Genomic DNA, 18,690 nt, shown 5'->3' on the forward strand with positions numbered 1-18,690 from the left:
CGGCCGGTCAGGCCTCGGCCACCGTCACCGACTGGCGCACCATCTGACAGCGCTCCTGCGTCGTCAGGAAGGCGATGTCCGCCGCATCGCGCCCGCAGGCGATCCGCACCAGGCCTTCGACCGGCGCCAGGCCCGTCGGATCGACCAGCCACCAGCCGTTATCCAGCCAGACCTCGAAGATGGCGTGAAAGTCGGGCGGGCTGAGTTGGTGGGCGAAAGCGCTGACCGCGCGCGCAGGAATGCCCGACGCCCGACACAGTGTCATGCCTAGATGGGTGAAGTCGCGGCACACGCCGGCCCGGTCGATGAAGGTGCGCGCCGCCGTGGTTTCGGTGTCCGACACGCCGTGCTCGTAATCGACGTTCTCGGTGATCCAGTTCAGGATCGCCAGCACACGCGCGCCGCCCGCCGTGTCGCCGAACTCGCGCGTCACGAAGCGGCCGAACTGATCCGACGGGCAATAGCGGCTGGGCTGGAGATAGGGCAGGACCTCGGCGGGCAGCTCGCCCCAGTCATGCTGGGATACGCTAGGCGGCAGGCCCTTCAGCACGCCGTTTTCGACCACCGCCTCATAGGTCAGCTTGACCTCGCCCTCGACATGGCAACGCAGGGTGCGGGCGCCGAAGTCGACGTCCTCGTCCTCATGGAAATCAACCGGCGGGTCGAAGGTCAGGGTTTCTTCCAGAATGTCCTGACCCGGCCAGTGCGCGACCTGGATCTTGTAGATGGCGTCCGTCGGCGGATCGAAACGATAGACGAGTTCGGCGCGGACGCGCAGTTTCATGAAAATCTGCCGATCAAAGGGAGATGAGAAGGTTGCTGGTGAACGCCACGCGGTCTGGGCCGTTCCGTGGTGGTCCGCGCCTTCTGGCCTGTGCAAATCGACAAGACAAGACAGTGTGTTAATCTGAGCCCCATGATCGCTTCCCCTGTCCTTCTCGCTCTTCGGGAAGCCACCGCCTCAGCCCACGAAACCCTGGAAGTCCAGGCCCACATCGAGCCGCGTCTGGCGGACCACGCCACGCGGCCGGCGACCGTGGCGGCCTTTTACCGCTTCCATGCCGGACTGGAGCCGCTCAGCCATCCGCTGGTGGCGGCGTTGAACGCCGAACTGGGCGCCGGCTTCGAACCGCGATCACGTGCGAACGGGATCGCCCAGGACCTGACGATACTGGGTCAGCGCATTTCTCCGCCCGCGCGTCCGGCTGCGCCCGCCTCGGCCGGCGAAGCCCTGGGCTGGGTCTATGTGGCCGAAGGTTCGATGCTGGGCGGTCGGATCATTCGACGCCGGCTGGCCGCCGAGGGTCGCGATCTGGACGGCCTCGGCTTTCTGGATCCTTATGGCGAAGAGACCGGCGCACGCTGGCGAGCCTTCATGGATTTGCTGGACCGGGCCTGCGTTAGCGGCCACGTCACGATCGATCAGGTGGTGAAGGGCGGCATCGACGGTTTCGCCTTCGCCCACCGCACCTTGCAACCCCAGCCGCAGGAGGCCGCGGCATGACCGAGACGCTCGACCTGGCCGACGCCGCGCTGAACGAGTGCGATCGCGAGCCGATCCACATTCCTCAATCGATCCAACCGCACGGCTTCATGCTGGTGCTGGATCTGCAATCCCTGACCATCCGACAGGGGGCGGGCGCGATCGAGGAGTTGACGGGCCGCAAGGTCTGGATCGATCGCACCGTCGCCGACGTGTTGGGCGATGTCGCCGACCGGGCCGTGCGCGCCATGGCCGCGCATCAGGAGGCCGGCTTCGCCTGTCGCTGGCGCGCGACCAATCGTCTGGAATACGACGTCGTGGTGCATCGTGCGCCGGGAACCACTTCTGGCACGATCAACGATCTGATGATCATCGAGGTCGAGCAGAGCTCGCAGCAGGCCCGCCTCGGCGTCGATCTGATCGCCAACCTGGACGCCGCCGGCGCCGCGCTGGAACGGGCGGTGACGATCCAGACGGTGTGCGAGCGGGCGGCGGACGCCTTCCGTCGCCTGACCGGTTTCGACCGGGTGATGATCTATCGCTTCCAGGACGACGAGGCGGGTCAGGTCGTGGCCGAAAGCCGCGCCGATGGGTCCGGCTCCTTCCTCAACCATCATTTCCCCGCCACAGACATCCCACAGCAGGCGCGCGCCCTTTATCTGCGCAACCCGGTGCGGGTTATTCCGGACAGCCGCTATACGCCCCAGCCCCTGCGCCCCATTGCGCCCGGCGAGGCGCCGCTGGACATGAGCGACAGCGGCCTGCGCTCGGTGTCCCCGATCCATCTGCAATATCTGCGCAACATGGACGTTCGGGCCTCGGCTTCGGTTTCGATCATCGTCGATGACGCCCTGTGGGGGCTGGTGGCCTGCCACAACGCCTCGCCTAAACTGCTGCCCTATGAGCTGCGCGTAGGCTGCACGGCCCTGGCGCGTAATCTGGCGCGACAGCTGAAGTCCAGGACCGACGCCGACCTCTATCGCGAGCGCACGCGCCTGCGCCGGATGGAGGACGAACTGCTTTCGCGGCTGTCGCCAGACCGGCCGATGCGAGAAGCGCTGGCCGAAAAGGCCGACGCCCTGATGCAGCTGACCAGCGCGGACGGTCTGGCCATCGTCAGCGACGGGGACATCCAGACCTTTGGCCATACGCCGCCCGAAGACGGCGTGCGCGCCATCGCCGCCTGGGCGGCGGGACGGCCGGGCCTGCGCCCCGTCTCGTCGCACAACCTGGCCTCGGTTCTGCCCGCCGCCGAGGCCTGGAAGACACACGCCAGCGGTCTGCTGGCGGTGACCCTGCCTCTGGATCAGCCGGTGTCGCTGCTGTGGTTCCGTTCGGAGGTGCTGGAAACGGTGCGCTGGGCCGGCAATCCCGCAACGGCGGAGAAGACTGGCCCCAACGCCATTCTGACGCCCCGCGCCTCGTTCGAGAGCTGGTCGGACACCGTCTCGGGCCGCGCGCACCGCTGGGGCCCCGCCGCCGTGGAATCCGCCGCTCGGCTGAGGGACGCGCTGGCCGACTACGCCGCGGTCCATCAGATCCGACGGCTGAACCGATCGCTGCAGGACCGCCTGTCCGAGCGCGACTTGCGGCTGGAGCAGCAGCAGTATCTGATCCGCGAGGTGAACCACCGGGTTCAGAACAGCCTGACGCTGGTGTCCAGCTTCCTAGGCCTTCAGGCGCGAGAACAGGCGGGCGGCTCGGCCGCGACCGCGCTGAACGAGGCGCGACGTCGCGTGCGCGCCGTCTCTGCGGTCCACAGCCGGCTGTATCTGAGCGATCAGGTCACGACCATCGACATGAGCCGCTATATCGGCGAGCTGATCGGCGATCTGGGCTCCAGCATGGGGCCCGACTGGGCCGCCGCCATCGAAACCGATCTGGACCCGGTCTGCATCGAGCCAGGGCGCGCCATCACCATCGGCCTGATCCTAACCGAACTGATCATCAACGCCCAGAAATACGCCTATGGCGGCAAGCCTGGTCCGCTGCGGATCGCATTCCAGGAAGACGGTGCCTTCTTCCGCATGACGGTGGAGGACGAGGGCGCCGGCGGGCATCTGGCCGGCAAGGGTTTCGGCTCGATGATGATCAAGAGCCTGGTCGGTCAGTTAGACGGAACGATCGACTATCGCGACCGCGCGCCAGGCCTCAGCGTCGTGTTGCGGTCGCGGATCGACCCGCTCGTTTAAGGGGCGGCCTGACGGCGCCTGTGGCGTCAGGTCGCAGGGCGCCGTAAGAGCCGGGCCATGTCCGCTATGGCCTTTCGTCCCTCCTCGCGCGCCTTTGCGCTGATCGTTCTGCTGATCGCGGCCAGCGTGCTGGGCCTGGCGCCCATTCTGGTGCGGTTGACCGAGACGGGGCCGGCGGCGGCGGGGTTCTGGCGGTTCCTGTTCGCCCTGCCCCTGCTGACGATCCTGGCGGCGCGCGAGCCAGGCGGCGTCGGCGCGCCGTCGAAATGGGCGCTGCTGGCGGGCCTGTTCTTCGCCCTGGACCTCAGCTTCTGGCACTACGGCATCGTCATGACCTCGGTCGCGAACGCCACGGTGCTGTGCAACCTGACGCCGGTCGTCGTGACCCTGTTCGGCTGGTTTGTGCTGAAGGAGCGGCCGCACCGGCTGTTCATCCTAGCCCTGGCCCTGGCCATGGGCGGCGCCTTCGCCATGGCGGCGGGTGCCGATGGCGGCCAAGGGACCAATCCCATGCTGGGCGACCTGTTCTCACTGTCGGTGGCGGTCTGGTACTCGGGCTATTTCCTGGCGGTGCAGGCGGCGCGGCGCACGGCCGGCGCGATGCGGGTGACCTTCTGGGCGACCCTGCTGGGCGCGCCCCTGCTGTTGATCGTCGCCCTGGCGCTGGGCGAGGCCGTCATCCCCGCCGGACCGGCCGGCTGGGCCGCCTGCATGGCCATGGGCGTGATGCACGTCTTCGGACAAGGAGGCGTGGCCTGGGCGCTGGGCAAACTGCCGGCATCGGTCACAGCCGTGACCATCCTGATCCAGCCGGTTGTCGCGGGCCTGCTGGGCTGGTGGATCTTCGGCGAAACCCTGACGCCGGTTCAGGCCCTGGGCGGCGCCCTGGTGCTGGGCGCCATCGTCCTGGCGCAGCGGTCCCAACGCAGCAAGACCGTCCAAGCCGCCGAGACCAAGCCGCAGGACGCATCAAACGGGCTCAAGTAGCGCGAGGCGGGTAGCCCGAAAAAACAAAACGGGCGCGGGAGAAACTCCCGCGCCCGCCTCTAAGCCTTGAAGGCTGGATCGACTTAAAGGACCTTGAGGTCGATCGCCGAAGTCTTGCCGCGCTGGTTTTCCAGCTCGTATTCGACCTTGGCGTTCTCATCGAGGCCCTGAAGTCCGGCCTTTTGAACGGCGGTGACGTGAACGAACACGTCGGAGCCGCCGCTATCGGGCTGGATGAAGCCGTAGCCCTTGGTGGGGTTGAACCACTTGACCGTGCCGGTCGCCATGTCTGCGTCTCCGTAAACGCGCTTTTCCAGGCGGATCCCCCTCGAGGTGACCCGACAATCCATCTGGACAGCTCGTTCAGGCGAAGGAGCGAAACGCGGGTTTGGACCCCACGCGAAATCCGGACTGCAGCGATGTTGTCACCCGGCTTTTCCAGACGGTCAACAGCAAAGCGAGTCGCACCGGACGCATTCAGGCTTAACGACAGAGGCCCCGCGCAGCCCCGTCGATGTGGAGATGGTTGGCGTGGGCGGCGTTGTAGTCGGGGGTCAACACCGTCGAGAACAGCTGGCAGGCCCCGTCGCGCAAGGCGTGCAGGAAGCGGCCGCCCGGCTCGCCTGCGGGCCCATCGCCGCGCCAATCGTTCAGAACGCTGACGGTCCGACCGTCCTTCAAGGTCACCGCTGCGACATCCAGCGCATTGGCCTTGGCATGTTCGCTGGGCCGCTCGGCCTCGTCCTGCGAGCCGTAGATGCGGCGGCATGAATAGGTGCCGTAGTTCTCCACCCGCGCGGGCGCCGAGCCCATAATGTCGCGCGAGGCCGGGCGCAGCACCTGTCGATCCCAGATAACGTAGCGGACCGCCAGCGGGCACTGCATGACCACATCGGCGGGGGCCAGCGGCGTCACCTCGCCGCCCGTGATCCGCACCGCCCCGCGCACCACGCAGAAGCCGCCGTCGTCGCGGTCAGGCGCGCGTTCGACCTGAACCCCCGCATTGCGCAGCGCCTGCATACAGGCCTCAGTCGCGCCCTCCACGGCCTCGGGCGTGGCGGCGGTCGGCATATCGAAGGCGGCGACCTTTGCGGTGGTTGCGCGGCCCAACGGACGATCCAGATCCAGCGGCTTCCACGGCAGGTCCTGGGGCGGAGCGAAGGCGTTCAACAACGCAAAGCCGGCGCAGACCAGCAGCGCCAGCTCCCACACCAGATTCCACATGTCCGCCAGATCGCGCTTCATTCGGCCCCTCGCAGGCCGGACGGGCCCGCCGCCTTAACGCCCAGCTTCGCAGTCGGCTCCCTCGCCCTTGCTCTCTGCCGGCCCTCGGCCCACTCTCTTGCTATGGGAAAGAAATCCGACGCCTATGACGCCGAGCTGGAGCAGATTCAGCTGGCCATCGTCCAGACCCAGGCCTGGAGCATCGAGCATGGCTCGCGCGTGGTCATCGTGCTGGAGGGGCGCGACACCGCCGGCAAGGACGGCGCGATCAAGCGCCTGACCGAACATATGTCGCCGCGCCAGACCCGCGTCATCGCCCTGCCCAAACCCAGCGACCGCGAGACTAGCCAGTGGTATTTCCAGCGCTATGTCCCGCACCTTCCGGCCGCGGGCGAGACGGTGATCTTCAACCGGTCCTGGTACAACCGCGCCGGGGTCGAGCCAGTCATGGGCTATTGCACGCCCGAGCAGTACGCCCAGTTCATGACCGACGCCCCGCGCTTCGAGCGGATGCTGACCGACGACGGGATCATCCTGATCAAGATCTGGCTGGATATCTCGCGCAAGGAGCAGGCCAAGCGGCTCAAGGAACGCCGCGAGGATCCGTTGAAGAAGTTCAAGCTGTCGTCGCTGGACGCCGAGGCCGAGGCGCGGTTCGACGCCTATTCCGACGCCCGCGACCGGATGCTGGACGAGACCGACCGCGACTATGCGCCCTGGACCGTCGTCGCCACCGACGACAAGAAGACGGCGCGGCTGAACATCGGCCGCTACATCCTGTCGGTGCTGAGCCACACCAGCATCGACATCAAGAAGCCAGATCCCGACGTCGTGTTCAGCGCCGGAAAGGCCAAGGGCAAACTGGCGCGCTGAAGCGCCTCAGGCCGTTCTGACGATCCCACCAGAGGCCGCCACCGGCCAGGGCGTCAGCCGCCCGCCCGCGCAGGGGCCGCCCTTGCATTCGCCGGTCAGCGGCTCGAACACCGCCCCGTGCCAGCCGCACAGGATCAGCGCGCCGTCTGGCGTCAGATAGCGGTCGATCTCCATGGCGATGGGAAAGCCCGCATGCGGGCAGCGATCGACCCAGCCCGCGACCTGACCGTCCTTCCTGACCACGAAGCCGTGGAAGAAGGCCTCGCCGATCTGCAGCACAAAGCCGCGCGAGCCGGGGTCGGCGATGTCGCCCTCGGCGCACAGGGCCACGCCGGGCGGTGTCTTCCAGACCCGTTTGCGCTCGGCCGGCGCCTCGGCCGCTTCAGACACGCTCGGCCTTCAGCGGGCGCGACAGCAGGCCGTCGATCAGACCATCGACATCAATCTCACCGGCCAGCAGCGCGGCGACCCCTTCCGAAATCGGGATTTCCACGCCCAGACGCGCGGCCAGTTCGCGAACCGCCGGCGCGCTTTCATAGCCTTCCGCCACCGACCGTTTGCCGGCCAAGGCCTGTTCGACCGTCTGGCCCTGACCCAGGGCCAGACCCAGGCTCATGTTGCGCGACTGGGGGCTGGAGCAGGTCAGGACGAGGTCGCCCAGGCCGCACAGGCCCGCCACCGTCTCCGCCTGCCCCCCCATGGCGACGGCGAGGCGGGTCATTTCCGCAAAGCCGCGCGTGATCAGGGCGGCGTGGGCGCTGCGGCCCAACTGACGGCCCTCGGAGATGCCGCAGGCGATGGCCAGCACGTTCTTCAGCGCGCCGCCCGCCTCGGCGCCAACCAGATCGGTCGCCAGATAGGGCCGGAAGCCCGGCGCCGACAGGGTGTTGAGCAAGGCCTCGCCCAGCCCCTGATCGGCGCAGGCCAGGGTCACTGCGGTCGGCAGGCCGCGCGACACCTCGCCCGCGAAACTGGGACCGGACAGGACGGCGGCGGGGGCGTCCGGCAGGGTCTCGGCCAGCACCTCGGTCATCAGCTTCATCGTGCCGCGCTCGACGCCCTTGGAGCACAGCACCACCGGCACGCCGGCGCGATAGTGTGGCGCAAACGCCGTCAGCGTGGCGCGCATATGCTGGGCCGGCGGCACCGCCAGGATCACGTCGCAGTCGCCCAGATCAGCCAGATCGGCGGTGAATTTCAATTCGTCGGCCAGCGCCACGCCGGGCAGATAGAGGTCGTTGGCCCGCGTCGCCCGCAGCGTCTCGACCAACTTCTGCTCGCGCGCCTGCAAGGTCGTGTCCAGTCCGGCCCGAACGCACACCTGCGCCAGAGCCGTGCCCCAGGCGCCCGCGCCGATGACCCCTGCCGTGCGGAATTCCATGCGCCCTCCCGAGGCTTGTTTATCGTTCACGCCTTGGCGCCCTTGCGGCCCGGCTTGTGCGAAGGATCGGACAGGGCGCGCGCTTCGTCCAGCGGCCATCGCGGCCGGGCGACGACGTCAATGTCGCTGGTCAGGCCCAGCGCCAGCCGTTCCGCCCCCGCCAGGGCGATCATCGCCGCATTGTCGGTGCAATAGGCCATGGGCGGCGCCAGGAAGTCGAAGCCGTATTTCGCCGCCGTCGCCTGCAAGGTCGCGCGGATGGTCTTGTTGGCCGCGACCCCGCCTGCCACCACGAACAGACGGTGGTCATGCGTCTCCGCATAGGCCGCCAAGGCTCGCTCAGACCGATCCGACAGCTGGCGCGCGATGGCGTTTTGCACCGCGTCGGCCAGATCCGCCCTGTCCTGCTCGGTCTGGCAGGTCTGGGCGATACGGAAGGCCGCCGTCTTCAGGCCCGAGAAGGAAAAGTCGCAATCCTTGCGGCCCAAGAGGGCGCGCGGCAGATCGATCTTCGACCCGTCGCCCTGCATGGCCAATCGTTCCAACGCCGGTCCGCCCGGATAACCCAGGCCCAAGGCCTTGGCGATCTTGTCGAAGGCCTCGCCGGCCGCGTCGTCGATGGTGGCGCCGATCCGGCTCATGTCACCGACGCCGCGCACCTCCAGAAGCTGGCAATGGCCGCCCGACACCAGCAGCAGCAGGAAGGGATAGGCCACCTCCGCCCCCAGCCGGGCCGACACCGCATGCCCCTCAAGATGGTTGACCGCCACCAGCGGCAGGCCGCGCGCGAGCGCCGCCGCCTTGCCAAAGCTGAGGCCCACCATAACCCCGCCGACCAGACCCGGCCCGGCCGTCGCCGCGATCCCGTCCAGCCCGTCATAGCCCATATCGGCCTCGGCCATCGCGCGTCGCGTGACCTCGGCGATCATTTCGACATGGCTGCGCGCCGCGATCTCGGGCACCACGCCGCCATAGGCCGCGTGATCGTCGATCTGGCTGTGAACGACCGAGGACAGCACCTCCGCCCGCCCGCCGGTCAGGCGCACGACCGAGGCGGCGGTTTCGTCACAACTGGTCTCCAGGCCCAGCACCGTCAGCGGACCGGGACGAGGGAGGACATCCCGTCCAGTTGCTGACTTGGCACCGCTGCTATAGTCGGCGGACATCTCCATCGGGTCGAGGTAGCGACCCGGCGACCGGTGCGCAACGCTCATGACCTTTCCTCTCCGCATCGGCACCCGGCGCTCCAAGCTGGCGCTCGCCCAATCCGGCATGATGCAGCGCGCCATCGGCCGCGCCCTGAACGTGCCCGAGGCCGAGATCGAGGCCGCCGTTCCTCTGGTCGAAATCGTCACCACCGGCGACCGCATCCAGGATCGCCGCCTGCTGGAAGTCGGCGGCAAGGCTCTGTTCACCAAGGAGATCGAGGAAGCCCTGCTGGCCGGCCGGATCGACATCGCCATCCATTCGATGAAGGACGTCCCCGCCGAACAGCCCGAGGGCCTGTGCATCGCCGCCATCCCCGAGCGCGAGGACGCCCGCGACGCCTTCATCAGCCGTGACTTCGACAGTTTCGACGCCCTGCCCTTCGGCGCGCGCCTGGGCACCGCCAGCCTGAGACGGCAGGCCCAGGCGCTGGCCCTGCGGCCAGACCTGAGGGTCGAGATGCTGCGCGGAAATATCGACACCCGCCTGCGTCGCGCGGCCGATGGCGATTTCGATGCCATCCTTCTGGCCGTCTCGGGCATGACGCGCCTGGGCGTCACCGACCATATCCGCGAGAAACTGTCGCTGGACGCCTTCCTGCCGGCGCCGGGCCAGGGCGCCCTGGCGATCCAGACCCGCGCCGCCGACATCGACGCGCCCCTAAACGCCCAATGGGTCGCCGCCCTGAACCATCCCGAGACCGCCCTGTGCATCGCCGCCGAGCGCGGCGCCATGACGGCGCTGGAGGGGTCGTGCCGCACCGCCGTCGGCGCCTTTGCCCGCATCGAACACGACACCCTGCATCTGACCACCGAAATGCTCAGCCCGGACGGCTCCGCCCGCTGGCGCCGCGTCGGCGACCTTTTCCAACCGACCGAAGCCGACGCCCGCGCCCTGGGCCAGCGCTTGGGCGGCGAGGTCCACGCCTCGGCCGGCGATCAGGAAGTCGATCCCGCGACCCTGGACGGATGAGCCCTTTAAACGAAGAAGTTGGAGCCGCCCGCGTCTGGATCACCCGCGCCGAACCAGGCGCCGCGCGCACCGCCGCCCGCCTGCGCGACATGGGATACGAACCGATCGTAGCGCCCCTTCTGACCATCCAGAACCTGACCCCGCCCGTTCCCGATCTGGCGCCGTTCGCCGCCCTGGCCTTCACCAGCATCAACGGCGTGACCGCCTTCGCCGCCCTGACGCCCCGCCGCGACCGTCCGGTCTTCGCCGTGGGCGATGCGACCGCCCAAGCCGCCCATGATGCGGGGTTCACAAATGTCCGCTCAGCTTCCGGCGACCTGCACGCCCTCGCCCGCCTGACCGCCAGCGCCATCGCCAACGCCGCCGTCCTGGTCCCTCAAGCGGAAACCCCCGCCGGCGATTTCACCGCCGCCCTCACCACCGCCGGCGCCCGTAACGTGTCGGTCCATTCGCTGACAGTCTATCGCGCCATCGAAACGTCAGTCGCAGCGCCCGCACTGTTCGACGCCGTTCTGATCCACTCCCCCCGCGCCGGAAAAGCCCTCACCAAGCTTCATCACGCCCCCTTGGCCCAGGCCGTCCTCGCCTGCATCTCTCTCGCCGCCGCGGCCCCGCTCGCCGCGCTGGGCCTGACGCCCGTTGTGGCAAAATCGCCCGACGAGACCTCATTGCTCACGATCTTGAACGCGGCGCTTGGCAAGCGCGATCCGGCCGTATAAAGACCCCGTCTCGCGCGGACAGCTTCGTCCGTCGCAACCGGGCCGCTTTAGCTCAGCCGGTAGAGCACATCATTCGTAATGATGGGGTCAGGTGTTCGAGTCACCTAAGCGGCACCACTTTCTTCTGAATGGAATTTCGGCCCGTCCGGGCTGGCTTACCCCAGTATATGAACGGACGTGCTGGTTATCCGCACGCCGAGAATGCTGATGTCCAATGTCTTCAGAGCTCTGGAGACATCGTCAGGAATTGGAAGATCGCTGGGGCAAACGAGATATTTCTTACACTCAGCCGCCCCGCCATGAACGAGCAACTGCCCGATGGCGGCATAAAGGTTTTGCCTGCCCGTCGAGGTCTTTATTTCATACGCTTCCAAGAGCTGTCCGCTGCGCCCGACGCCGAGGTCCAATAAAACGCTTTTGACGATCCGACCGTCGTTTGGCCCCAACGTCTTGCTTCGCCAGTCCCGAACAGCACGCACAATATCGCCATGCCTCGACACATAGTCGATCCGGCTAGAACGCTTTCCCGTTCGACGGCCTGACGCTTCGTCGAAATAGTCAGAGTAAGCCTGCACCCGGTTTCGAAACTGCAGATTATCTGCCCCGCCTGCCGATACGAAGGCCTTGAAGGCGGCGACCTCATCAACGTAGCTCACAACAGACTGGGCGGCTGTTGCACCATCAAGTGGCGTGACCACGATGCCCAATCGCACTCGCCCGTCGCTATCAATAGCCCGCTCCAGCGGCCGGTCCGACCAAGCCAGAAAGGCCGTTCGGCCCACCCCTTTCTTGCCTCCGCCCACCCGGCCTGAATGAAGAAGATAAGCTTCTCCACTCTCGACATGTCGTGCGAAGAACCCCGCAACCATGTCGTCACGCCCAACCAGAGGCGTGTTCACTTCCACGGCTATATGCAGTGACCCGGTGGGCTTCATCAGCCCGAACCAATTCAGCGTTCTAGGATGGCTAGCGTCTTCAATCTTATGCTCCCGAAACCAATAATTCTCGTCGGTGTGAATCCGAGCATCGAAAACCGTTGCGGATGGGTAGCCGATATTGCGAAGGCGGTTGGTATCGAACGTTTTGCGCAGGGTACGTGATAGCGACAATTGAGCTTTGGCTATTTCCCTTCGCCCCTCAATCAATGTGAACGTCATATGTTCTACAACCTACCCAGCCTCGCCTACGGTGCCAGACCCATGGGCCAATGCAGCTTCAACTTCAACTTTCAGTTGCGAAATCAAAACTTTTGAACGGCAACGATAAAATGGTGTTCGATGTCAGGCCTAGGAGAAACTTTCAGCCGCTGATCGATTATTTGAACCGTCAGACTGCAAGAGAAATACCGCTCACGTTTTCGGAAATCGAAGCACTTATCGGTCTCTTTCCGCTTTCGGCCCAAACCCGCTATCAGTGGTGGGAGAACGGCAATCCCACAAACAATCGTCCACAACGGCAAGCTTTGTTGCAGACGCCCTACGACTCCAGGCTGGAGCCAGAGCGACGTGTCGTGTTCTTCAGGCGGCCCCTCTAACCGCTGCGGCAACGCCCAGTTCGTCTCCGTCCACGTCCAGAAGCTCCCACGTCTCGGCTCCGAGGGCCCTGGCTATCCCCTGCATTGTTGTGATGGTGGCAGCGACTTTTCCCGCTCGATCTTGCCGAGATAGCTGACAGAGATTCCCGCCAATCCCGCCAAATCGGCCTGAGACTGATTGACAGATTCACGCCATTCCTTGACCCGATCACCAACGGCGGCGGTGAACAAATCAGCGGCGGTAGGTCCGTTTGACATTGGCAGCCTCCGTGAGGCTGCCCGTCAGCCTTCTCGGGCCGCTTCCTCGTCGGGGGCGATGAGGGCAACAGGCGTGGTGCCGAGCGCCTGAGCGATTTCGTACAAGCTGACGATGGTCGGGTTTCGTAGCCCCCGCTCCATGTCGCTTATGTACTGCTGAGCGAAGCCTGACTTAACCGCCAACTGCTCCTGCGTCAGTCCGGCCAGCAAACGAGCCCTCTTGGCATTTCGGCCGAGCAGCCGCCGCATATCCATGCGGCCACCGTTGACCCGCCGGCACGACCAAGTTTATCAACTATAATATGTGTTCCGTGATGCTCGCCGTTGTCTGACCCTTATGGACAGGGGACAAAGCCTGCTCACAGCCAGGAGGGGACGGATGACGATCAAGAAGAGCGACGACCAGGAACCTGAGCACCCGGCGTTGTTCGCCACGATCCACCACCGCAGTGACGAGCGGCCAGACGGCTACACCCAAGAAGACATTGCCGAGCTCAATCGAGCAGCGAACGCCGGAAGACGCTCGAACAAACAACGCAACATTTGGATCGCCGTCGGCACGGGCGTCACGCTGTTGGTTTTGGCGGGAACTCCCTGGGCGTTAATGGCGTGGGACAATATTGAGGCCGAGCCTGCCGTCCCAATGGTCGATATGAACGTGGCGGCACCCGATGTCCCAAGCGTTGCTCCGCCCCCCGAGGACTATCCCGCCGCATCCTACTTGGAGGTGCGTGGTCTCCACATCGGCCAAAGCAGGGATGAGGTCCTATTCAACACCGAAAACAGAGGCATGATCGCCGTTGAGAACAGTGGAAGCCCCCTGATGGAGATGCATTTTGGGCTTCCTTCCCATGAAAGCGGAATGACACTCTACCCGGCGACCCCAGAGTGTAGCGAAGAACTCGACCGGCGAGACGCAATGACACCGGACGAGAGGAACTCTCTGGCAGCCATGCAAATGAACGCCTGCAAGTTAGCCGGGAGGGTGCTTTTCGACGCCAACGGCAATGTGGAAGCCTTCTATCTCACGCCTCGGGGATTCGAGATTGAACAGATATCCCTGCAGGATTTCGCTCAGGCTGTTGTCGATAATCACGGCATCGATAGCCTCAAGCCCGAGCAGCAGCGACTGAGGACATTGGGTTTCGATGGCTACTGCACCAACATGCGGGGTGTTGGGTTGGCGGACGTCCGTGTGAACGTCTCGGACTGTGGCTTCATGCGAGTTCAGGTCGAACGGTCCTCGACCAGCGCCGCCAACTTCTCCTGAGTCATCCTTACGGCGAAAATCGATTCTCCGGCGTTTTGAACCGCCTTTAAGAGATGATGCGGAGCGTCTGACCGCCAGCGTCTCATGCGAGTTCAGAGCGGAGAAAATCGTCCTGCGACCAAAAAATAATTCTCTTCGACATCGTACATGAGGGGTCAAGGACGGTGTTGCCGCAAAACCACGGCCCGTTTTGCCGCTCCGCACCCTTACGCCACGGGCATTTGCGGCTCTCTTAAAAACCGAACATGAGGGGTTGGCGGGAGGCATGTCTCGGAGCGCCCGTCAAGACCACACCTTGCTATTTGCTCAGTTTTGAAGTATATTCTGCAAGTCAAGTGAGCATCTCGACCCCTTAAATCCCGCTACTTCAATACCGCTTGGGCCAAAATCCTGGCGCTCACTTCCACACGTCCAATTCCAACCAGTCAGAGCAAATTTTAACTTGTCGAAAGACGAGAGCGAAGACCTATGCCTTGAGCCTTACAATGAAGAACGCCACCATTACATTCTCAGTAGCGGCAACCGCCACTATAGCTGACGGCGAGGCAAGGGTTCTCATTGGCCAGAACAAGCCCCGAATGGTGGTGGACTATCGGGATCGCCTGAGAAAACACTGCGAACCATTTTTTGGCAGCACACCGCTCAGCAAAATCGACTCTCGGAAACTGCGAGAATTCCGTGACGTTCTGGCCGCCAAGGGGCTTAAGGCGACATCGATCGCAGCCATCCTATCATTCGTCAGCAAGGTTCTGCGGATGGCCCACGACGACGGGCTGATCCGTCAAATGCCGGCGATCCCGAGGCCGCCTCAGAAGCCAAGCCCACGTCCAGCATTCAATCGGGACCAATATCATCGTCTTTTGGCAGCGCTCAAACTTATCGAGAAGGGCAAGCCGACGATCAGTTGGAGAGCTGCGCCTATTGATCGTGAGCTGCGTGACTTGGTGACCTTCATGGTCAACGGCTTTTTCCGCCCTGGCGACAGGTTTGCGCTCCAGCACAAGCACGTCACCATCGTCCCGGGCGACAAGGACGGTCCAGCCTATCTGCGAATAGACGCCCCAGCTTCGAAGGGACATTCCGACCCGATCATCACCATGCCGGTCGCCGTCTTCATCTATGATCGGATTCTCAAGGGGCAGAAGTTGCGAGGCCTGGGCAGGCCAAACGACTACTTGTTCCTTCCGGCCCGCTTGAACCGATCATACGCTCACGAGATCATACGTCGGCAGTTCCGGCTCACCCTTATTCACGCCGGTCTTCTGACGGCGGTGAACGGCGACGAGCACAGCCTGTATTCCCTCCGCCACACGGCCATCACCATGCGTCTCCAGCAAGGGGATGTAGATCTCGTCACGCTGGCCCGTGCCTGCCGAACCAGCGTGGAAATGATCGATCGCTTTTACGCCAGCTCCCTCACCGCCGAGTCCAACAGGGACAAGCTGTTCAGCTTCAGACGGCCCACCCGATACCTCGATGTCAGCGCCCCTCCGGCCTGACGTGGACGTATGCCCGGCCTACCCAGGCCAGAACCATCAGCTTCACATTTCAGGAGATTTCCAATGAAGCACACTTGCGACTTCATAGACCCACATTGCCCGCCATTTCGTCACCAAGACAAATTGACTGTAAAAATTTTAGATAGCAGGGCGGGACCGCCGCCCGGCGAATACCTGCGCCCCCTCCAACGCCTTGGGTATCTCCCGCTCACGTCGTCAGGTCCCCTGCCCGCCTCAGCCAAGCTGACCCGACTCATGCCGGTGGAGACCAGTGGCGATGCAGTCGATTACGTTGCCATGGCGGCAAATCAGCTGACAGCAGAACTGGGAAAGCCGCACCTCGCAATGGAGAGCAACGGTGAGAAAATGGCGCTTGTAGCCGAATGGACGAGCGACCCTCTTTGGGTCTTATCCATCGCCGCTGCGAAGGCCGGAACGATTCACGCCTCCCCAGCCGCAATTGTCCAAGTCAGCCTCCGCTCCCAATAGGAAGTGATCAGACCAGCGGGTTTCGCCTGCCGGTCTGACCAGGCCTCCCGCTTTAACCGCCCGCTTCACTTTGAGCGCCACGGAAACGGGCTTGCAATGCGTCCGCTGCAATAGCGAGGGCACTGTCGAGTTCACCCGCCAACACTTCCTGCCGCAGTGGTGGGAGAAGTTTCTGTAGGTGAGCGAGCGACGGCACGATCAAGACATCCTTTCCGTCTTTCACCTGTAACCGGGCAGATCCGTATCGGATCGAAAACTTCACAACTCCATCGTCGTCAATCCACCACCAGGGCACCACCCGCCGACGCTGTTCGATGTCCACGACCTCATCAGATTCAAGATCTCGGGCTCGTTTCATTCGGACCTTCTGATAGACGCCGCCTGCTTGAGCCGCCTCCAAAAGCTGAAGTTGGTCCGATAGAGCTGCGGCTAGCTTCTTCCTGCGAACTCGAACTGGGTCGTATCCCTTCGTCCGATCGTCGCTCACCGCCAATTTCAAGTTGCTCAAAACACTCATGTGACCTCCTTCGTTCGGCGGCCCTCTCCATCCCTCACGGATGAAAGACAACAGTCGGAACGCACCTCCGAACCGTATTTAGCCGTCGCCCCCGTACTCACGTCCCAAAGGTTCGAAGCCATTTTTATGGCGTTGATTCATCCTCCCGCTGGCCGGAAGTCGGCAAAACCGCCTGACGTTGGTTAGGCGGTTTTGTACGGCGCTCATGGAGGTACGGATGAAGGCGGTCGCCTACTATCGGGTTAGCACAGCATCGCAAGGACGAAGCGGTCTCGGCCTAGAAGCTCAGAAATTGGCCGTGGCCGATCTGGTCGCACAACGTTGCATGGTGCTCCTAGGAGAGTTCATCGAGGTCGAAAGCGGAAAGCTAAACGCTCGTCCTCAGCTAAGCCACGCCCTAAGTCAGGCCAAACTCACTGGGGCCGTTTTGGTCATAGCCAAACTGGATAGACTTTCCCGTAATGCAGCCTTCCTATTGGCGCTCAGAGACAGCGGCGTCCGGTTCATCGCCGCCGACATTCCCGACGCCAACGACCTTACAATTGGGGTGTTAGCTGTCATTGCTCAGGCCGAACGAGAGGCAATTTCTCGTCGGACAAGAGAGGCGTTGGACATGGTCAAACATCGTCTTTCCGATGGCCGATCGTACGTGTCCTCACGCTCAGGTCGCAATGTGTCCCATTTGGGCAATCCCAACGGGATCGCGGCGATTCAGAGAGCAAACAAAGGAAACACTGCCGCCGTCGCAGCCGTGAGGGAAGGAGCGGAACAAAGAGCCAGAGACTTTAGGTCAACGATGACCCATTTGCCAAAAGGCGACGTGACTTCGCCGTCCCTAATAGCTCGTCATTTAAACGAAATGGGAATATTAACGGCGAGGAGAAAAACCTGGCACCCCTCAACCGTCATCAACATTCTACGGCGCATTGGTACCTAATAGTCAATTGTAACAGATGCCTGTGGCAACTAACTACCGATAAGCTAGACTTTCCAAAGCTGGCTGATACCGTGCTATAAGTCCGGCTGCCGGGTCAGCATCACGGAAGAAGGCAGCGGAATCCACACCTTTCTTATGTGTTAAATCAGCCGCCTTACGAATTTTGTCGACGGTTTCAGTGTTAACTTGCTTAGACCATCCTGGAAAACCAACTGTAACTATTTTTACGTTCACAGATTCTTTCGCACCAAATCCGAAAAGCTTTCTTCTTTCGGACCGGCGCACCACATCAATATAGTTTCCCGATGGATTGCTTAGCTCAAGTCCATACTTAGACAGTATGGAACTAAGCTCCCTGAATGTAACAATATATTTCGTCTTGTCTACTCTTCGAAAATTTTTCTTAAAGTATTCCGCTATGAATATTACGGCGGCATCCGATTTCGATCGGGTTTTAAGCAACGATAAATATTTTGCCCGTTTACTGTATCCGCCCTTCGCTATTTCAACGGTGAAATCCTCGAACGCTTTAGATGTAATTGTAGGAGTAAAACCCTTCAAATGCAGGGAATATAGAGCGATCAGAAATGCGGTGCGTTTATTGGCATCGTGGAACGGGTGATCTTTGACGAGACCATAAAAAAGCGAAGCGACCTTCTCAAATTCCGTCTTCCACTTAGTGACGTTGAAGAATGTCGCCTGCTGACGCCCGACAGCGGACTCAAGTAGCCCTAAATCTCTCGGCCCCGGCTGGAACAGCCCCGTCCCTGCCTCTGTGAAAAAATCGCATATGAGGTAGTGGGCTCGCAGCACATCAAAAAGACCGATCACGCAGTGGTCTGCAAACGGATCCTTATCCTCATACGTCTCGCAAATTCTAGCTATCGCCTCACGGCTTAGCTCGGAGAGAGCGGCTTCCTTCTCAAGAACCGTAGCAATCACGAACACACCCCTGCTTAGCCTCGGCGCAGGAATATATTCCGCAAATCAACCGCTGGCCCCGAATCAAATCCAACGCCAATCATCTCAGACAAGCCGAGGTTGCGGAACCTAGAAAAAGGCGAGGACTGATCAACAAGTCCCAGTGATAAAAAATCCGCACCCGCTCGATGAACGGCAATTTGTGGAATTACAGCCGCTTACGATCGC

Annotated in this window: 21 protein-coding genes and 1 tRNA gene; 11 read left to right on the forward strand and 11 right to left on the reverse strand. The window is 63.0% G+C overall.

From position 1 onward, the window contains the following. Positions 1–7 precede the first annotated feature (7 nt). Positions 8–784, reverse strand: a complete 777-nt coding sequence (locus AC3WRC_RS05790) for a transglutaminase-like domain-containing protein (protein WP_066628713.1) — start codon at positions 782–784, stop codon at positions 8–10. Positions 785–916: 132 nt separating this feature from the next. Here AC3WRC_RS05790 and AC3WRC_RS05795 point away from each other — a divergent pair, with 132 nt between their 5' ends. From AC3WRC_RS05795 to AC3WRC_RS05805, 3 genes are read left to right on the forward strand one after another with little or no spacing between them, the layout of a single operon-like run. After that, positions 917–1,504 carry a biliverdin-producing heme oxygenase gene (locus AC3WRC_RS05795; protein ID WP_492303202.1) on the forward strand — a complete coding sequence of 196 codons (588 nt, stop codon included), beginning with the start codon at positions 917–919 and terminating at the stop codon, positions 1,502–1,504. Next, the gene (locus AC3WRC_RS05800) at positions 1,501–3,675 is read left to right on the forward strand and encodes a histidine kinase dimerization/phosphoacceptor domain -containing protein (protein WP_492303203.1); all 2,175 of its coding nucleotides are present in this window, start codon (positions 1,501–1,503) and stop codon (positions 3,673–3,675) included. The genes AC3WRC_RS05795 and AC3WRC_RS05800 overlap by 4 nt, the downstream gene beginning before the upstream one ends. A 57-nt stretch (positions 3,676–3,732) precedes the next feature. Then, positions 3,733–4,662: a DMT family transporter gene (locus AC3WRC_RS05805; RefSeq protein WP_492303204.1), complete on the forward strand. Its 930-nt coding sequence runs from the start codon at positions 3,733–3,735 to the stop codon at positions 4,660–4,662. An 83-nt stretch (positions 4,663–4,745) separates the two neighbouring features. Here the strand turns inward: AC3WRC_RS05805 and AC3WRC_RS05810 are convergent, their stop codons facing one another. Both AC3WRC_RS05810 and AC3WRC_RS05815 read right to left on the reverse strand, forming a co-directional pair. Further along, complete coding sequence (locus AC3WRC_RS05810) at positions 4,746–4,949, reverse strand: cold-shock protein (RefSeq protein ID WP_017505920.1); 204 nt, start codon at positions 4,947–4,949, stop codon at positions 4,746–4,748. Between the two features lie 196 nt (positions 4,950–5,145). Then, entirely contained in the window at positions 5,146–5,907 is a 762-nt protein-coding gene (locus tag AC3WRC_RS05815; RefSeq protein WP_492303205.1) for an extensin-like domain-containing protein, read from the reverse strand. A 102-nt stretch (positions 5,908–6,009) separates the two neighbouring features. On the opposite strand from AC3WRC_RS05815, the gene ppk2 reads away from it, so the two are divergent. After that, positions 6,010–6,759 carry a polyphosphate kinase 2 gene (gene ppk2 / locus AC3WRC_RS05820; RefSeq protein ID WP_055753901.1) on the forward strand — a complete coding sequence of 250 codons (750 nt, stop codon included), beginning with the start codon at positions 6,010–6,012 and terminating at the stop codon, positions 6,757–6,759. 6 nt (positions 6,760–6,765) lie between these two features. Here the strand turns inward: ppk2 and AC3WRC_RS05825 are convergent, their stop codons facing one another. The 3 genes from AC3WRC_RS05825 to tsaD are packed head-to-tail and all read right to left on the reverse strand — an operon-like array spanning position 6,766 to position 9,306. After that, complete coding sequence (locus tag AC3WRC_RS05825; protein WP_055753900.1) at positions 6,766–7,149, reverse strand: Rieske (2Fe-2S) protein; 384 nt, start codon at positions 7,147–7,149, stop codon at positions 6,766–6,768. After that, entirely contained in the window at positions 7,142–8,140 is a 999-nt protein-coding gene (locus AC3WRC_RS05830; protein WP_492303206.1) for an NAD(P)H-dependent glycerol-3-phosphate dehydrogenase, read from the reverse strand. Before AC3WRC_RS05830 ends, AC3WRC_RS05825 begins: the two co-directional genes overlap by 8 nt. 26 nt (positions 8,141–8,166) lie before the next feature. After that, a complete protein-coding gene (tsaD, locus tag AC3WRC_RS05835; protein ID WP_369814634.1) occupies positions 8,167–9,306 on the reverse strand; it encodes a tRNA (adenosine(37)-N6)-threonylcarbamoyltransferase complex transferase subunit TsaD in 1,140 nt (379 codons plus the stop codon). A gap of 46 nt (positions 9,307–9,352) precedes the next feature. On the opposite strand from tsaD, the gene hemC reads away from it, so the two are divergent. From hemC to AC3WRC_RS05850, 3 genes are all read left to right on the forward strand, one after another. Then, entirely contained in the window at positions 9,353–10,318 is a 966-nt protein-coding gene (gene hemC / locus AC3WRC_RS05840; protein WP_492303207.1) for a hydroxymethylbilane synthase, read from the forward strand. After that, positions 10,315–11,037 carry a uroporphyrinogen-III synthase gene (locus AC3WRC_RS05845; protein WP_492303208.1) on the forward strand — a complete coding sequence of 241 codons (723 nt, stop codon included), beginning with the start codon at positions 10,315–10,317 and terminating at the stop codon, positions 11,035–11,037. Before hemC ends, AC3WRC_RS05845 begins: the two co-directional genes overlap by 4 nt. Positions 11,038–11,078: 41 nt before the next feature. Next, positions 11,079–11,154 (forward strand) — tRNA-Thr (locus AC3WRC_RS05850). A gap of 38 nt (positions 11,155–11,192) precedes the next feature. Here the strand turns inward: AC3WRC_RS05850 and AC3WRC_RS05855 are convergent. Next, positions 11,193–12,194, reverse strand: a complete 1,002-nt coding sequence (locus AC3WRC_RS05855; protein WP_492303209.1) for a hypothetical protein — start codon at positions 12,192–12,194, stop codon at positions 11,193–11,195. A 50-nt stretch (positions 12,195–12,244) separates the two neighbouring features. On the opposite strand from AC3WRC_RS05855, the gene AC3WRC_RS05860 reads away from it, so the two are divergent. Further along, positions 12,245–12,571, forward strand: coding sequence for a DUF7662 domain-containing protein (locus AC3WRC_RS05860; RefSeq protein WP_492303210.1), 327 nt, complete (start codon positions 12,245–12,247; stop codon positions 12,569–12,571). 72 nt (positions 12,572–12,643) lie between these two features. On the opposite strand, the gene AC3WRC_RS05865 is transcribed toward AC3WRC_RS05860, so the two are convergent. Beyond that, positions 12,644–12,829 (reverse strand): helix-turn-helix domain-containing protein, encoded by a 186-nt coding sequence (locus tag AC3WRC_RS05865; RefSeq protein ID WP_492303211.1) that lies wholly within the window; start codon positions 12,827–12,829, stop codon positions 12,644–12,646. A 24-nt stretch (positions 12,830–12,853) separates the two neighbouring features. Next, entirely contained in the window at positions 12,854–13,084 is a 231-nt protein-coding gene (locus AC3WRC_RS05870; RefSeq protein WP_333780224.1) for a helix-turn-helix transcriptional regulator, read from the reverse strand. A 124-nt stretch (positions 13,085–13,208) separates the two neighbouring features. Here AC3WRC_RS05870 and AC3WRC_RS05875 point away from each other — a divergent pair, with 124 nt between their 5' ends. Then, the gene (locus AC3WRC_RS05875) at positions 13,209–14,099 is read left to right on the forward strand and encodes a hypothetical protein (RefSeq protein WP_492303212.1); all 891 of its coding nucleotides are present in this window, start codon (positions 13,209–13,211) and stop codon (positions 14,097–14,099) included. A 485-nt stretch (positions 14,100–14,584) separates the two neighbouring features. Next, positions 14,585–15,598, forward strand: a complete 1,014-nt coding sequence (locus tag AC3WRC_RS05880; RefSeq protein WP_492303213.1) for a tyrosine-type recombinase/integrase — start codon at positions 14,585–14,587, stop codon at positions 15,596–15,598. 541 nt (positions 15,599–16,139) lie between these two features. Here AC3WRC_RS05880 and AC3WRC_RS05885 read toward each other — a convergent pair. After that, positions 16,140–16,604, reverse strand: a complete 465-nt coding sequence (locus AC3WRC_RS05885; protein ID WP_492303214.1) for a hypothetical protein — start codon at positions 16,602–16,604, stop codon at positions 16,140–16,142. Positions 16,605–16,821: 217 nt separating this feature from the next. Here AC3WRC_RS05885 and AC3WRC_RS05890 point away from each other — a divergent pair, with 217 nt between their 5' ends. After that, complete coding sequence (locus tag AC3WRC_RS05890) at positions 16,822–17,541, forward strand: recombinase family protein (RefSeq protein WP_492303215.1); 720 nt, start codon at positions 16,822–16,824, stop codon at positions 17,539–17,541. 33 nt (positions 17,542–17,574) lie between these two features. On the opposite strand, the gene AC3WRC_RS05895 is transcribed toward AC3WRC_RS05890, so the two are convergent. Then, a complete protein-coding gene (locus tag AC3WRC_RS05895; protein ID WP_492303216.1) occupies positions 17,575–18,483 on the reverse strand; it encodes a type II toxin-antitoxin system death-on-curing family toxin in 909 nt (302 codons plus the stop codon). Positions 18,484–18,690: the final 207 nt, after the last annotated feature.

The organism is Brevundimonas sp. EU05-FHT14B07 (assembly GCF_058790795.1).

Coding starts and splice junctions, on each gene's coding strand:
- tsaD (WP_369814634.1), bottom strand. CDS start 9,306: ATGTCCGCCGACTATAGCAGCGGTGCCAAGTCAGCAACTGGACGGGAT.
- AC3WRC_RS05795 (WP_492303202.1), top strand. CDS start 917: ATGATCGCTTCCCCTGTCCTTCTCGCTCTTCGGGAAGCCACCGCCTCA.
- AC3WRC_RS05865 (WP_492303211.1), bottom strand. CDS start 12,829: ATGTCAAACGGACCTACCGCCGCTGATTTGTTCACCGCCGCCGTTGGT.
- AC3WRC_RS05800 (WP_492303203.1), top strand. CDS start 1,501: ATGACCGAGACGCTCGACCTGGCCGACGCCGCGCTGAACGAGTGCGAT.
- AC3WRC_RS05855 (WP_492303209.1), bottom strand. CDS start 12,194: ATGACGTTCACATTGATTGAGGGGCGAAGGGAAATAGCCAAAGCTCAA.
- AC3WRC_RS05875 (WP_492303212.1), top strand. CDS start 13,209: ATGACGATCAAGAAGAGCGACGACCAGGAACCTGAGCACCCGGCGTTG.
- AC3WRC_RS05815 (WP_492303205.1), bottom strand. CDS start 5,907: ATGAAGCGCGATCTGGCGGACATGTGGAATCTGGTGTGGGAGCTGGCG.
- AC3WRC_RS05830 (WP_492303206.1), bottom strand. CDS start 8,140: ATGGAATTCCGCACGGCAGGGGTCATCGGCGCGGGCGCCTGGGGCACG.
- ppk2 (WP_055753901.1), top strand. CDS start 6,010: ATGGGAAAGAAATCCGACGCCTATGACGCCGAGCTGGAGCAGATTCAG.
- AC3WRC_RS05860 (WP_492303210.1), top strand. CDS start 12,245: ATGCAGCTTCAACTTCAACTTTCAGTTGCGAAATCAAAACTTTTGAAC.
- AC3WRC_RS05845 (WP_492303208.1), top strand. CDS start 10,315: ATGAGCCCTTTAAACGAAGAAGTTGGAGCCGCCCGCGTCTGGATCACC.
- AC3WRC_RS05790 (WP_066628713.1), bottom strand. CDS start 784: ATGAAACTGCGCGTCCGCGCCGAACTCGTCTATCGTTTCGATCCGCCG.
- AC3WRC_RS05890 (WP_492303215.1), top strand. CDS start 16,822: ATGAAGGCGGTCGCCTACTATCGGGTTAGCACAGCATCGCAAGGACGA.
- AC3WRC_RS05810 (WP_017505920.1), bottom strand. CDS start 4,949: ATGGCGACCGGCACGGTCAAGTGGTTCAACCCCACCAAGGGCTACGGC.
- hemC (WP_492303207.1), top strand. CDS start 9,353: ATGACCTTTCCTCTCCGCATCGGCACCCGGCGCTCCAAGCTGGCGCTC.
- AC3WRC_RS05805 (WP_492303204.1), top strand. CDS start 3,733: ATGTCCGCTATGGCCTTTCGTCCCTCCTCGCGCGCCTTTGCGCTGATC.
- AC3WRC_RS05870 (WP_333780224.1), bottom strand. CDS start 13,084: ATGGATATGCGGCGGCTGCTCGGCCGAAATGCCAAGAGGGCTCGTTTG.
- AC3WRC_RS05885 (WP_492303214.1), bottom strand. CDS start 16,604: ATGAGTGTTTTGAGCAACTTGAAATTGGCGGTGAGCGACGATCGGACG.
- AC3WRC_RS05880 (WP_492303213.1), top strand. CDS start 14,585: ATGAAGAACGCCACCATTACATTCTCAGTAGCGGCAACCGCCACTATA.